The following is a 14,023-nucleotide window of genomic DNA, read 5'->3' as shown; positions in this document are numbered from 1 at the left end:
ATGAACATGACACAGAAAATGCTGGCCGAGTTTCTCGGCACCCTCTGGCTGGTTCTGGGCGGTTGCGGCAGCGCCGTGCTGGCAGCGGCCTTCCCGGAACTCGGAATTGGTTTTGTCGGGGTCGCCCTGGCATTCGGTTTAACCGTGCTGACTATGGCGTTTGCCATTGGCCATATCTCAGGTTGCCACCTCAACCCGGCGGTGTCTTTCGGCCTCTGGGCCGGTGGCCGCTTCCCGGCATCTGAACTGCTGCCCTATATCGCCTCTCAGGTGGCAGGCGCCATTGCCGGTGCCGGCATTCTGTACCTGATTGCCTCGGGTCAGGATGGCTTCTCCCTCGCCGGCGGCTTTGCCTCCAACGGTTTTGGTGAACACTCCCCCGGCGGCTATAGCCTGACGGCGGTGCTGACCAGTGAAATCGTGATGACAGCCTTCTTCCTTATCATCATTCTCGGCGCCACCGACAAGCGTGCGCCCGCAGGCTTTGCGCCAATCGCTATCGGCCTTGGCCTGACCCTTATCCACCTGGTCAGCATTCCTGTGTCCAACACCTCGGTGAACCCTGCCCGTTCCACCGGTCCTGCGCTGTTTGTAGGCGACTGGGCTATCTCGCAGTTGTGGGTGTTCTGGGTTGCGCCTATCGCAGGTGCCATCATCGCCGGTTTCATCTATCGCATGTTTGATGACAAGAGTGCGAACTGACAGCGCCTTTAGCGCAGCTCACCCAGCGCCGCCTTTGCGGCGCTTTTTATTGGCCGCTAGTTGCCAATGGCCACCAAGGCGTGCTCTTTTGCATCCTGGCCACAAGTGGTACCATGCCGCCATTAAGCGCCTGGGCAATACGCAGGCGTTGCACGGGCCAAGGCCCCCCAATGAGAGTGTTACCCATGAGCAAAAAGACGCTGGCGCAAATCACCACCCTGAACCCGGATGCCCGCTACGACTACCTGGTTGAACAGGTGAAAGCCAATCAGGAAATCTGGACCCTGCAGGATACGGACGGTTGCGTTATGTTGACCACCGAAGATGAAGACTGCATTCCAATGTGGCCAACCGAAGAGGCCGCTGCCCTGTGGGCCGTGGATGAATGGAAAGACTGCGAGCCGCTGGCCATTCCGCTGAACGAGTGGCTGGAGCGCTGGGTGACCGGCATGGAAGATGACGAGCTGCTGGTTGCCGTGTTCCCGGTACAGGATGATTTGGGCGTTGTTGTGCCGCCCTGGGAACTGGAAAACCGTTTAAAGCCAAAAACCCGCCACTAATCCGGAGCCAAGATGACTGACATCACCACCAACAGCCCGATGCCAAAACGCCTTATCGTATTGATGTTGCTGTATGTTGCTGCCGCCGCCAGTGGTCTGGTCGCTAAACAGGGCGTGCTGTTTTGTCTGCTCACCCTGCTGATGGTTGTCGCGGTGTTTGCGCGCCAAAAGGCCGGATTATGGTTCCTGCGCGGCTACACCCTGGTGCAGCTTGGCATGGTGAGCCTGCTGCCGTTTATTCTGGATCAGGGCGATGATGTGGCCACAGGCCCCAACACCCTGAATGTGGCTGGCTTGCCTTTTGAAGCCTCAGATTATGCGATTTTCGCGGTACTGATTGGCTTTTGTGCCCTGCAGGTTTGGCTGGTATTTACCCCCAAGGTGGGTAAATTCTTTAACCGGGCGCAGAATTTCAACCTGATGAGCTGAGCCCTGCTGACGCCAAGCCATGAAAAAAGCCGCCCTTGGGCGGCTTTTTGCTATTTATCTTTCTTACTCAGCGGCTTATTACTCAGCGGCTTACTCAGTTCTTACTCTGCATCTCAGCCAATCATTCAGGCTGGCTGGATAGCCGCTGGGCTTGCCCTGCTTGTCGGGGTTATACCGAGAAGCTGGCACCACAACCACAGGTAGTGGTCGCGTTGGGGTTTTTCACAAAGAAACGTGAACCTTCCAGGCCTGAGGTGTAGTCCACTTCGCCACCCATCAGGTATTGCAGGCTCATGGGGTCGACCACCAGCTGCACGCCCTGTTTCTCAACGGTGAAATCGCCTTCATTCACTTTCTCATCGAAGGTAAAACCGTATTGGAAGCCAGAGCAACCGCCACCTGTTACATACACACGCAGTTTCAGGGCGTCATTCTGCTCTTCGTCGAGAAGGGCCTTAACCTTGGCAGCGGCCGCATCGGTGAAAGAGATGGGCATGGCTACGTCAGCTTGTTCAGTCATTACTACCTCGTACTTCAGATTGCTGGTCGGAATTATCCGTTACCTGACTATTTTGTTCAAGTATTATACCGGGCTCTTTTGTCTCACCCGTGAGCATTGGCAAGCTGAATTCCTGTTCGGCCTGTGCCGCCTTGTTGTGCTGGCCTTTAGTGACTTTCAGTTTGGCCTTGATGCCGGTCAGCTGAAAGCCTTCAGGCAGGCTAACCGGCGTTTCCAGCACCTGGAAATAACGAAAATCAAAGGGTTCCAGCTGGCCCCCAACATCTTCCAGCGCCAGATTAGACGGCTGGTTGTCTACCAGTCCCGTGAACGTCAGCTCCAGTTTGCCTTTGATGTTTTGCCGACGCTTTTGCAACTGGGTGAGCACCACCTTGATACGCTGCTGGCCGTCGGCCGCCGCAGGCAGCAGCTCCATCCCGTGGATAGTCACCCCTTCGGCGTTTTCATTGGGGGCCATTACCGCACGGTAAAACGCCAATTCCCGCTCCAGCTCACGCTGTTTGGTGGCCTGCTCGGCAAACATGGCCTGCATCTGGCTGTTGGCTTCTTTTTCCAGCGACAGCTCCAGAGTACGGCTCGCCAGCAGCTGATTTTGCTTATTGAGCTGCTCGGCCAGTTGTTTGCTTTTACCGCCGCCCAAATTCAGTACTGGCTGATCCAGCGACAGCGTGAGATGGTAGCTGAGGGCACCAAGCAAAAAAGCGACCAGCATCAACAAAAATAAATACCAGCTCGAAGGGCGGAATTTGCGCTCCATCACTTGCAGCCGATCGAGCCAACGTTGATAATTCGCCATTGAATAACAGCCTCTTAGTCGAACAAAAAGGCTCCGGAACAGTCCGGAGACGGGGCAGAATAGCAGCTAAGGCAGGGCAAAGGCCAGCGCCCGAGGCCACAAGGCAGGCATGAAGATCAAGACCCGGCTCGAGGCGATGCGCCGCCTCACCCACAGGTATGTTAACACTGAACTCAGAGACAAGCTGTCCGAGGCGCGGATCAGCTTGCAGCTTTGTGCGCTGGCGCTGTGTTTCGCCATCATCGCCTCGCTGGTGATTATTGTGTTCCGGCTGATGTTGGAGGGAGCCAACCACTACACGGGTGTCGAGAACATGGACATCAACGATGTGGTCTATGACTGGCGGGCACTGCTGCCGCTACTCGGCGCGCTGCTGATTTGGTTGGTGGCGACCATTGGCTCCAAACGTTACCGGCGGATGGGTATTGCCTATGTGCTGCACCGCTTCAAGATGCATTACGGCAAAATCCCGCTGCAATCGGCCCCGGGTCAGTTCTTCCAGGCGCTGTTTGCCCTTGCCACCAATTTCTCTGTCGGCCGCGAAGGCCCGGCTATCCACCTGGGCGCCGTCAGTGCCAGTGTGCTGGCCGAAAAATTCAAACTCCCTGACAACAGCGTGCGCATCATGTGCGCCAGTGGCATTGCCGCCGGTATCGCCGCCACCTTTAACGCCCCGCTGGCGGCGGTGGTGTTTGTGTTCGAAGTGGTGGTGCGGGAATACAAAATCCACTACTTCTTTCCCATCATGATTTCTGCCATCTGCGGCGCGGTGTCGAGCCAGCTGGTGTTTGGCAATGTGCATGAGTACGACAGCATTCAGGTTATTCATATTCCGCTGGACCACTATCCACTGCTGGCGCTGGGTGGCCTGGGGCTTGGGCTGGCTGCCGCAGCCTTTAACTGGACCTTACTGAAAGTCACCGCCACCGGCCAGCACTGGCCATTAATAGTACGGTTGCTGCTGGCTGGCAGCATCACCACCATCATCGGCATCGCCCTGCCCCAGGCGCTGGGCTCAGGGGATTTGGCTATCAATGCGGTGATTGCCGAAAACCCCGGCCTGTTGCTGCTGATAGCCGTGCTGATTGGCAAGATGGCCGCCACCATAGCCGCCATTGGCCTGGGTATTCCCGGCGGACTTATCGGCCCCCTTTACGGCATAGGCGCATTGCTTGGCGGCATTCTGGCGCTTATCAGTGCCATGCTGTTCCCCTCCATTGCGCCTTATGTGGGGCTTTATACCGTGATTGGCATGACCGCCATGATGGGGGTATGTTTAAGCGCGCCGCTGGCAGCTTTGGTGGCGCTGCTGGAGCTCACCAACGATGCCTCCATTATTCTGCCAGCCATGTTTGTCACCATTCCGGCCTTCCTGGTCGCCTATCAGTGGTTTCAAACCGAGTCGGTGTTTTTCCGTCAGCTGGACATCATGGGCCTTGGCTACAAGGTGCCACCGGTGAATCAGGGGCTGCAAAAAACCGGCGTGCGCGCCCTGATGGACAGGCGCTTTGTGGTGGTGAAAAACGATGATGAGCTGCTGCTGGAAGTGATGAAACGCGCCGAGGGTCGTCCGGTGATGGTGCGAAGCGCTGAGGGCGAAATTCAGATGCTGCGCCTCGAGATGCAATCCTTCGAAGACAGCACTACCTTGTCGCGCCAACCGATGCAGGGACTGCCGGATACCGCAACCCTCAACGAAGCCTACGAGATCCTTTCACCGAAACGAACTGGCGAAGTTTATATTTATCAAGGAGATAAAGATAACCTTGTCGGGGTGATCAGCTGGACCAAGCTGCAGCAGGAAATCCGTTCCGGTCAGGTGTGATAACCCGCAGGTAATTTAGCTGCCGCCATTTCAAAGCGTGCGCCCTTCTGCTATAGTTGCGCCTCAGCCAAACCCTACATAACCCAGGGTCGGAATCGCCCTTGTGCGCTCCGGTCCGCAGCAATTGGAAAGCCGGCTGATGACTCAGTTCAAGGGATCTCACATCCTCTCAGTAAACCAGTTCAATCTGGACTCCATTCAAACCATTTTCAGTGTTGCCGAGCGTATGACGCCCTATGCGTTACGGGAAAAGCGTACCCGGGTGCTGGATGGTGCGATTTTGGGCAACCTGTTTTTTGAGCCAAGCACCCGTACCCGGGTCAGCTTTGGCTGTGCCTTTAACCTGCTGGGTGGCCGGGTGGCCGAAACCGTGGGTATGGCATCTTCGTCGCTGTCCAAGGGTGAGTCGCTGTACGATACCGCCCGGGTGCTTTCAACCTATTCTGACGTGATTGCCATGCGTCACCCCGATGCTTACTCGGTGCGAGAGTTTGCCGAAGGCAGCCGGGTGCCGGTGATCAATGGCGGCGACGGCCCCAACGAGCATCCGACTCAGGCACTGCTGGACCTGTTCACCATCCAGAAGGAACTGAGCCACGCCGGTATGGGCATCGATGGTATGCACATCGCCATGGTAGGTGACCTTAAGTTTGGCCGCACAGTGCACTCGCTGTCGCGCCTGTTGTGCCTGTACAAGAACGTCAGCTTTACCCTGATTTCGCCCAAAGAACTGGCAATGCCCGATTATGTGATAGCCGACATTGAAAATGCCGGTCACAAGGTCACAATAACCGATCAGTTGGAAGGCAATCTGGACCAGGCCGATATTCTGTACCTGACCCGCATTCAGGAAGAGCGCTTCCCGTCTCAGGACGAAGCCAACAAGTATCGCGGCAAGTTCCGCCTTAACCGCAGCATCTACACCCAGCACTGCAAATCCAATACGGTGATCATGCATCCACTGCCACGGGACTCACGCGCCCAGGCCAATGAGCTGGATAACGATTTGAACAGCCATCCTAACCTGGCCATCTTCCGCCAGGCCGATAACGGGCTGCTCATTCGCATGGCGCTGTTTGCTCTGACCCTTGGGGTAGATGAGCAGCTGGAAAAATACGAGTGTCCGGTTAACTGGTATTCACGCAAGGCTGACTTCTAAGCGTCGGCCACTGACTTAAAGGATTGATACATGACCCGTTCCGAAACCTTGTTTGAACAGGCTAAAAAAACCATTCCCGGTGGCGTTAACTCACCGGTGCGCGCCTTCAATGGCGTGGGCGGTACCCCTCGCTTTATCGAAAAAGCCGATGGCGCATACATCTATGATGCCGACGGCAAGGCCTATATCGATTACGTGGGTTCGTGGGGCCCGATGATCCTCGGCCACAACCACCCTGCTATCCGCGAAGCGGTGCTCAAAGCCGTTCACAATGGTTTGTCTTTCGGCGCGCCGACTGAACTTGAAGTCATCATGGCCGAGAAGGTTATCGAGATGGTGCCTTCGATGGACCAGGTGCGTATGGTGAGTTCAGGCACCGAAGCCACCATGAGCGCCATCCGTCTGGCCCGTGGTTACACCAAGCGTGACAAAATCCTTAAGTTTGAAGGCTGCTACCACGGCCACGCCGACTGTCTGCTGGTAAAAGCAGGCTCCGGCGCCCTGACTCTGGGTCAGCCAAGCTCACCGGGCATTCCGGAAGACTTCGCCAAGCACACTCTGACTGCTGTTTATAACGATCTGGAGTCGGTGCAATCTTTCTTCGACCAGTATCCTGAAGACATCGCCTGTATCATCATCGAGCCGGTTGCCGGCAACATGAACTGTATTCCACCAGTGCCTGGCTTCCTGGAAGGCCTGCGCGCCCTCTGTGACAAGTATGGCGCCCTGCTTATCATCGATGAAGTAATGACTGGCTTCCGCGTCTCCAGAAGCGGCGCCCAGGGTCACTATGGCGTGACCCCGGATCTCACCACCCTGGGTAAGGTTATCGGCGGCGGTATGCCCGTTGGCGCCTTTGGCGGCAAAAAAGACGTGATGCAGTATCTGGCACCGGCTGGCCCTGTGTATCAGGCCGGTACTCTTTCAGGTAACCCGATTGCCATGACTGCCGGTCTGGCGCAGCTCGACGCCCTGTGCGCCGACGGCCTGTATGAAGAGCTGGCCGCCAAGACCAAGCGCATCGCCGAAGGCTTCAAGGCTGCGGCCGACAAGCACGGCATCCCAATGGCCATCAACTACGTTGGCGGCATGTTCGGCTTCTTCTTCACCGACGAGCAGCACATCACCCGTTTCGACCAGGTGACCCGCTGCAACATGGACCACTTCCGCGCCTTCTACCACGGCATGCTGGATGAAGGTGTGTATCTGGCTCCGAGCGCCTACGAGGCAGGCTTCCTGTCCATGGCCCACGGTGACAAAGAAATTGAAGAAACCCTGGCCGCCGCTGACCGCGTGCTGGCGAAGATGAAGTAACGCAGCAGAGCTTCTGCTGACACGAAAAAGGACGCCGATTGGCGTCCTTTTTGTTTTTTGAGAATTTGTTTTTAAGAGTTTTTCAAAGCGTTTTCAAGCACTTGGTTTCAAATAAGCCCGATGGTATCAGTCAGCTTATTTTTATGAGCGCATGTTTGGCTTGCAGGTCACAAGGCCGGTACAGGCTTCAGTAACTGTCTCGCTTACTCTTACTGGTCAGGCTTCGCAGGATCAGCAAGGCGGCCACCAATTGCACCAACACCAGCAAATGGTCCTTCACAACCGAAGGGTTCTCCATCACCCCGAGAGCCAGTAGGGTCTTGGCGCTGACAATCAGCCAGACCAAGGCTCCCAACAGCAAAATGCTCTTCAGCAAAAATTGCATTCTCAGCGCCTCCCCACTACAGCTAGTGGTTTATTGATTATTGGAGGCACAATTTACCGCTCACTTATTGTTCAGTCAATATTTTGACGATGACAAATTTATGTCATTTTTGCGCTATTTTGCTGCGATTGGAATAAGCAATTTTTACCGAACGAACAACCCTTTAGCAAACGACGGAAAAATAAAAATAAAGTTTTTTCCGGCGCGCACATGCAGCAGATCTGCCCGAGTGCGTCACTGCTCAGTTTTTCATCCAGCATAAGCTGCTGACACATCGGATGAGTTCAGGATCTTGTTCGGCATTGCTGCCAATTTTGCGTGACACTGATCACAAGACCCCGACTAATTGTGTAGAGGCTAACGGTTGCGTTATCCCAGCGGTTATGGTCTGATCCGCACGCCCGAGGCGGCTTTAGCATAGCCGGCTTAATCATTCCTTGATTTAATCCGGCATTTTGGCCCTCAGCCGGGGCCCAATACGAACCCGTATCTGCAGCAGGACGTGCGTTATGCTCCATACCTTTTTGATTATTCTGGCGGTACTGGCATTGCTCAGTATCATTTTTGAAGAGGTGACTCACCTCAACAAAGCCAAGACCACCCTGTTTTTAGGCTGTGTGTCCTGGGTTGCCCTGTTTATGGCTGCCGGTGGCGGTGAACACACCGAGCTGGTCGCCCACGAGCTTAACGAAAACCTGCTGGAAATCGCCACTCTGTGGCTGTTTTTGATGTCGACCATGACCTTTGTGGCCTATCTGAACGCCAAAGGCATGATCCAGATTATGGTGCAGAAAATCTTCCCGCAGCGGGTGTCGGTGCGAATGCTGATGATCCAGGTGGCACTGTTTGCCCTGGTGCTGTCGGCCTTCTGTGATAACGTGACCGCCACCCTGGTATCCCTTGGCCTGCTTACCACCTTCAAGCTCGATAAACAGATGCGTCGCCGAATGGCAGTATTGATTATCTTTGCGGTGAACTCTGGCGGTGTAGCCCTTATTACCGGCGACGTGACCACCCTGATGATCTTCCTCTCTGGCCACGTACATATCTCCGAGCTGCTGATTCTGTTTATCCCCGCCGCAGCGAGCGTGTTCCTGCTGGCAATCCTGTTCTCCATGAACGCCAAGGGCGAAGTAAGCACCACCCCAATCAATCGTGCTTATCAGCCGGTGGATATTGCCATTGCGGCCATTTTCTTTATCACCATCATCATGACCATGGTGCTGAACGTGCTCTTTGGTATTCCGCCGGTTCTCACCTTCCTCACCGGTCTGTCGGTGATGTTCCTGGTGGGCCACACCATTCGCTCCGATAAAGAAGAAACCAAGATCCTCGAGTACATACGTCAGGTGGAATACGACACCCTGCTGTTCTTCCTCGGGATCCTGCTGTTGGTGGGCATGCTTAAAGAAATCGGCACCCTGGAGCTGCTGACCGAGGTGTACGCCATGCACGACCCCAACATCTCCAACTTCGTCACAGGTATGGGTTCGGCGATTCTGGATAACGTGCCTCTGACCGCGGCGCTGCTGAAAGCAGAGCCTGTGCTGTCGACGCCTGAATGGCTGGGCCTGACCTATGCGGTGGGCGTGGGTGGTTCGCTGCTGGTCATTGGTTCCGCCGCCGGGATCATCGCCATGAGCAAGGTGAAGGAACTGACCTTCGTGACCTACCTCAAGTACGTGCCTTCACTGCTGCTGTCCTACGCCGTCGGCTACGCCCTGACGCTGCTGATTGCCTACCAGTTCTACGGCTAACCGCATGATGCTTAGCTAAAAAAAGGCGCCTTGGGCGCCTTTTTGTTTGCTGGTGTTTGTTAATGCTTGCTGATGCCTAGCCGTTAAATGGCGGGCACCTTAAAGGCGGTGCCTTCGATATCCAGCACCACGTCTCTTGGACGAATTTCCACAATCCGCAGCTTGCCCTGAATACTGTCCCCCTCCTGCAGCTCCTTGCCATCCACATTCAGCCAGCGCTGGGCTGGATCGTTGGAGTACACATGGGCCATGATATTAAATTCAGGCACCATGAGTTGCAGTCCGGCAGGCAGGTCGCCATAGCGCGGATAATCTGAGGTTTTGGGAATTGTAGACAGCGGCTGTGGGGTCACATCCTGATTGACAGACTGGGAATATTCCACCTCTTTCAGCGCCGCTTCAAAGGCCTGTACCAGAGCATCACCACTGAGCGGCTTGCTCTGCTGAGGTGCCTGGCTTGGCGAAACCGGCTTGGGCTCAACACGATGCAGCCCAAGTTCGGCGGCAGCTTTATCGACTTCGGCCTGCAGTGCTGCCACGCCCTGCTCTTTTGGCGGCGTGGCAGTTTGCCGTTGAGTAAGCACCTGGCGGGGGCTCGGCTCCTCTACCTGCATCACTTCATCAAAGGCGCGCCGCTGCTCGTCGGTCACACCGGCGGCCATCAGGGCTTCCAAGCGTGCCGCTCTGGCTTCTGCGGTTTCTTCTGCCACCTCATAACTGAGCCCGGCGTTAGGATCCTGCAAGAGTGCATTGACCCCGGCGCTATAGTTTGCGGCGGGTGACAGATTCACAGGCGCAGGCAGCGCCGATTTCCCGGCAAGACGCACCCCATCTGCCTCAAAGCTGCCCTGAGACTCCAAGGCTTGCGGCGATGAGACCTGACTGACAAGCGCCTGAGCGGCTTGCCCGGAAGCCGGCTGCGTCGCAACCATTTGCGGGCGGCTTACCTGTGCCTTGTCCGAAACGGCCTGGCTCAGCGGTGAATTCATCACGGGCTGCAACGCCTGGGCTGGCATCAGCCACTGATTAACACCCCAAGCTGCAGCGATGGCGACGGCCAGCGCCCCTGGCAGCAGTAACTCCTTCCCAAGTCGGCGATTAGCGGCGGGTGCCGAATACAACGGCCTCGGGCTCGAAATCGGGTCAAACTCGGTTTCGTGTTGCTGTTTGCTGCGACTTACCGCATCGAGCAAGATGGACATCAGTAACGTCCTCCCTGCACCAGCCGTGGACCTTCCTGACTCAAATACAGATTAAGCTGTGCCAGGGTTTGGCTGCCGGCAATGCCATCTGCCTTAAGCCCATGTTGACGTTGGAATATTTTCAAGCGAGTCTCGAGTTCGGCATCGAACTGGGACACCAGTCGTGGGGTGGCATTTTCCACCCGGGCAAGGCCATTTTCGAGCCACTGCACTTCGGGTTGCGGCGATGAAACACTGATTTCCCGTGGGCTGTAAGAAGGCGCCTGCCACAACAGCTCAAAGGTGCCGGTGAAATGGCGGTTGAACCAGTCGCGGTTCACCCACAGTTGCTGCTCAGCCAACTGCACCAGCAGTTCATCACCATCGCGCTCAATCACAGTGGCAAAAAACTCAGCGCCGGCATCGTCCATCATATAGGCCACCGCCGGGTAGTTCAGCTTAACCAGATTGAACCAGGAGCCCTGCTGCTGAAAGCACGACAGTCCCTGTTCGCGGGCCGATTCGCAGGGACTCAGATCCTGCACCGGCGCCAGTCCCCAGGCACCAAAGAGTGCCGCAAAAGCGGTATCCAGTCTGCGGCTTTGAGCCACAGCCTCACCCAGTACCCGGTCACGAACCCTGGCCTGACGGGCCTCGAGCTCGGCCAGCTGTGCTGTGGCATCGGTGGCACGGGCAACCGGTGTAGATTCAATAGTCTGGCCCTGATCACTCTGGGTGCCAGATTGCTCTTTCGACTGTGCTTGCAGGGCGACCGCAGCGCTCTGCTCAGTCGATGCCGATGCTGCACTGGTTTGCGCGCCGGTATTCGCAGCAGGCTGCGAGGTCTGCGGCACAGATGCCATAGCGGCAGTTGGCAGGCCTCCAGCGCTATCGCTGGCTTGAAAATTTGCAGCGCCGGCCGAGCCGGCGCTCCCTAAATGATTAAAGCCGTAGAGCGCGGCGCCAAAGGTGAGCGCTGCCGCAACGCCAATGACCACCGGGCGTTCGTACCAGTGGTGTTTGGGCTCATCCAGCCCCAAGACTTCCACTGCCGCCTGACGTACCATCTGTTTATTGATGGGCACCTGACTACGGGCAAAGCCTGCCATCAGGGCACGTTCACACAATAGATTGATGATCCGCGGGATGCCACCGCTGGCATCGTGCAATGCCTTGATGGCGGCGGCATTGAACAAAGGTTCAAACCGACCCGCCACCTGCAGCCTGTGCTGCACGTAGAGACCAACTTCTTCGGCGGTAAGGGGCAGCAAGTGGTAACGGGCAGTAATGCGCTGTGCAAGCTGTCTAAGTTCCTGGCGCTTGAGGAGTTGTTGCAGCTCAGGTTGGCCAATCAAAATCACTTGCAGCAGCTTTTTGGTATCGGTTTCGAGGTTGGTCAGCAGCCTCAGCTGCTCCAGCACTTCGGCTTTCAGGTGCTGGGCTTCGTCGATAATCAATACGGTATTACGGCCGGCATCATGATTTTTAAGCAAAAAGCCGCTTATAAGGTCGGTCAGTTGCTTCAGGCTTGGGGACTCGCCATAGGGAATTTTAAGCTCATCGCAAAGGGTAGCCAGCAGCTCAAGTTCGGTCAGCGCCGGATTGAGGATAAAGGCGGTATCTGTGGTCTCGGGCAGCTGACGCAGCAAGCAGCGGGACACAGTGGTTTTGCCAGTGCCCACTTCACCGGTAAGCAGCACAAAGCCACCGGTTTCACCAAGGCCGTAGGTCAGGTGGGCCAACGCCTCCCTGTGCCTGTCACTTAAAAACAGGTAACTGGGATTGGGGGCGATGGAAAACGGGTTATCCTTGAGCCCATAAAACGCCTTGTACATGCCTTGCTATTCCTCCTAATAAGCCGTACCGCGCACCCTATATTCTTGCTGTATGTGGTTACCGGCCTGCGCAGTGCAGCCAAGGTAATGCCAGCGCCGGGTAAAGTCAAAAACTCTGCCCGGGAGCCTCGGCGCTATCACGAAAGCGCGCCGCGCCGTGTTAAGCTAAAACAAACCAGCTTTTGGAATTAACGCATTGAAAACATATCTGGTTGGCGGCGCAGTGCGCGACCGCTTGCTCGGCCTTGAGGTTAAAGACAGAGATTATATGGTGGTGGGTGCCAGTATCGATGAGATGCTGGCAGCCGGATTTCGTCAGGTCGGACGCGATTTTCCGGTGTTTTTACACCCCAAAACCCAGGAAGAATATGCTCTGGCCCGCACCGAGAGAAAATCAGGCTCTGGCTACGGCGGTTTTGTCTGCCACGCCAGCCCTGAGGTGACTCTGGAACAAGATCTTAAGCGTCGCGATCTGACCATCAACGCCATCGCCATGGATGATGAGGGCAAGCTTCACGACCCCTGGGGCGGCATGTCTGACCTTGAGGCGCGTCAGCTGCGCCATGTCTCAGACGCCTTTGTGGAAGACCCGCTGCGGGTGCTGAGGGTGGCACGCTTCGCGGCTCGGTTTGCGCCACAGGGCTTTAGTGTTGCCCCCGAGACATTGGCGCTGATGCGGGAACTTGCCCAAAACGGTGAGCTTTTGCATCTGACCGCCGAGCGGGTATGGCAGGAGCTCGACAAGGTACTTGGCTGCGAGCGGCCAGAGGTATTTTTTGAGGTGCTCAAAGACTGCGGCGCGCTGGAAGTGCTGTTCCCTGAAATTCATGCGCTCTTTGGTGTGCCCCAACCTGAAAAATGGCACCCGGAAATCGATACTGGCATCCACACCCTGATGGTACTGCGTGAAGCCGCCAGGCTTACTCACAATCGCGCCGTACGCTTTGCCGCGCTGGTACACGATCTGGGCAAAGCCTTGACCCCAAAAGCGCTTTGGCCCAAACATCATGGCCACGGTCAAAAGGGACTGAAACCCATCAAGGCCCTGTGTGAGCGGCTACGGGTACCCGGCGACTACCGGGATCTGGCGCTGTGGGTCAGCGACGAGCATCAAAACATCCACAATGCCTTTGAACTGAGGGCCGAAACCATACTCAAGCTGTTCGACAAGCTGGATCTGTGGCGCAAGGGAGAACGGCTGGAATGGGTACTGCTTGCCTGCGAGGCCGATCTGAAAGGCAGAACCGGTTTTGAGCAGGCCGAATATCCTCAAAAAGCCTATTTGCAAGCCTGCTTCGAAGGAGCATTAAAAGTTGACGTTCGTGGAATAATTGACGCCGGTTTTAAGGGCGCTGAAATCCGAACGGAATTAAGTAAAAGGCGGCTGGCGGAAATAAGTTTGATAAAAAACTCTGTCCAATTTAAACCAAAAGCTTTACCCGTGAAAAATTCTGACCCAAAGTCGTGAAATTTCTGCTCAATCCTTACAAAATCAGGACTTGAAACTTGCAATTGACTGAATTTTCGATAAGGTAATTGGGCGAATCGATGGATATTCGT

At 55.9% G+C, this 14,023-nt stretch carries 13 protein-coding genes; 8 read left to right on the top strand and 5 right to left on the bottom strand.

The genetic code is table 11. The features are described from left to right. The 3 genes from aqpZ to MJ923_RS02800 all read left to right on the top strand — a co-directional run bounded on the left by aqpZ (position 1) and on the right by MJ923_RS02800 (position 1,691). Positions 1 to 702: an aquaporin Z gene (gene aqpZ / locus MJ923_RS02810; protein WP_240589819.1), complete on the top strand. Its 702-nt coding sequence runs from the start codon at positions 1 to 3 to the stop codon at positions 700 to 702. 185 nt (positions 703 to 887) lie between these two features. Further along, entirely contained in the window at positions 888 to 1,262 is a 375-nt protein-coding gene (locus MJ923_RS02805; protein ID WP_240589818.1) for a DUF2750 domain-containing protein, read from the top strand. A gap of 12 nt (positions 1,263 to 1,274) precedes the next feature. Next, complete coding sequence (locus MJ923_RS02800; protein ID WP_240589817.1) at positions 1,275 to 1,691, top strand: hypothetical protein; 417 nt, start codon at positions 1,275 to 1,277, stop codon at positions 1,689 to 1,691. A gap of 169 nt (positions 1,692 to 1,860) precedes the next feature. Here MJ923_RS02800 and erpA read toward each other — a convergent pair whose 3' ends face one another. Together erpA and MJ923_RS02790 are read right to left on the bottom strand one after the other, a co-directional pair. After that, positions 1,861 to 2,211: an iron-sulfur cluster insertion protein ErpA gene (gene erpA / locus MJ923_RS02795; protein ID WP_126165978.1), complete on the bottom strand. Its 351-nt coding sequence runs from the start codon at positions 2,209 to 2,211 to the stop codon at positions 1,861 to 1,863. Next, entirely contained in the window at positions 2,204 to 3,007 is an 804-nt protein-coding gene (locus MJ923_RS02790) for a DUF6776 family protein (RefSeq protein ID WP_126165977.1), read from the bottom strand. Before MJ923_RS02790 ends, erpA begins: the two co-directional genes overlap by 8 nt. A gap of 109 nt (positions 3,008 to 3,116) precedes the next feature. On the opposite strand from MJ923_RS02790, the gene MJ923_RS02785 reads away from it, so the two are divergent. From MJ923_RS02785 to hemL, 3 genes are all read left to right on the top strand, one after another. Continuing rightward, positions 3,117 to 4,832 carry a chloride channel protein gene (locus tag MJ923_RS02785; protein WP_126165976.1) on the top strand — a complete coding sequence of 572 codons (1,716 nt, stop codon included), beginning with the start codon at positions 3,117 to 3,119 and terminating at the stop codon, positions 4,830 to 4,832. A gap of 139 nt (positions 4,833 to 4,971) precedes the next feature. Next, positions 4,972 to 5,991: an aspartate carbamoyltransferase gene (locus MJ923_RS02780; protein ID WP_126165975.1), complete on the top strand. Its 1,020-nt coding sequence runs from the start codon at positions 4,972 to 4,974 to the stop codon at positions 5,989 to 5,991. A 30-nt stretch (positions 5,992 to 6,021) separates the two neighbouring features. Continuing rightward, positions 6,022 to 7,305 (top strand): glutamate-1-semialdehyde 2,1-aminomutase, encoded by a 1,284-nt coding sequence (gene hemL / locus MJ923_RS02775; RefSeq protein ID WP_240589816.1) that lies wholly within the window; start codon positions 6,022 to 6,024, stop codon positions 7,303 to 7,305. Between the two features lie 187 nt (positions 7,306 to 7,492). Here hemL and MJ923_RS02770 read toward each other — a convergent pair whose 3' ends face one another. Continuing rightward, positions 7,493 to 7,690, bottom strand: a complete 198-nt coding sequence (locus tag MJ923_RS02770) for a hypothetical protein (protein ID WP_126165973.1) — start codon at positions 7,688 to 7,690, stop codon at positions 7,493 to 7,495. Positions 7,691 to 8,199: 509 nt separating this feature from the next. Between MJ923_RS02770 and nhaD the strand changes: the two genes are divergently transcribed. Then, entirely contained in the window at positions 8,200 to 9,447 is a 1,248-nt protein-coding gene (nhaD, locus tag MJ923_RS02765; RefSeq protein ID WP_240589815.1) for a sodium:proton antiporter NhaD, read from the top strand. A gap of 83 nt (positions 9,448 to 9,530) precedes the next feature. Here the strand turns inward: nhaD and MJ923_RS02760 are convergent, their stop codons facing one another. Further along, complete coding sequence (locus tag MJ923_RS02760) at positions 9,531 to 10,649, bottom strand: general secretion pathway protein GspB (protein ID WP_240589814.1); 1,119 nt, start codon at positions 10,647 to 10,649, stop codon at positions 9,531 to 9,533. Further along, entirely contained in the window at positions 10,649 to 12,463 is a 1,815-nt protein-coding gene (locus MJ923_RS02755) for an ExeA family protein (RefSeq protein ID WP_240589813.1), read from the bottom strand. The genes MJ923_RS02760 and MJ923_RS02755 overlap by 1 nt, the downstream gene beginning before the upstream one ends. 196 nt (positions 12,464 to 12,659) lie before the next feature. Between MJ923_RS02755 and MJ923_RS02750 the strand changes: the two genes are divergently transcribed. After that, on the top strand, positions 12,660 to 13,931 hold the full coding sequence (locus MJ923_RS02750; protein ID WP_240589812.1) for a multifunctional CCA addition/repair protein: 1,272 nt from the start codon (positions 12,660 to 12,662) through the stop codon (positions 13,929 to 13,931). Positions 13,932 to 14,023: the final 92 nt, after the last annotated feature.

Source organism: Shewanella zhuhaiensis (assembly GCF_022484835.1).
GTDB lineage: Bacteria > Pseudomonadota > Gammaproteobacteria > Enterobacterales > Shewanellaceae > Shewanella > Shewanella khirikhana.
This window is presented reverse-complemented; position numbering and strand designations above follow the sequence as displayed.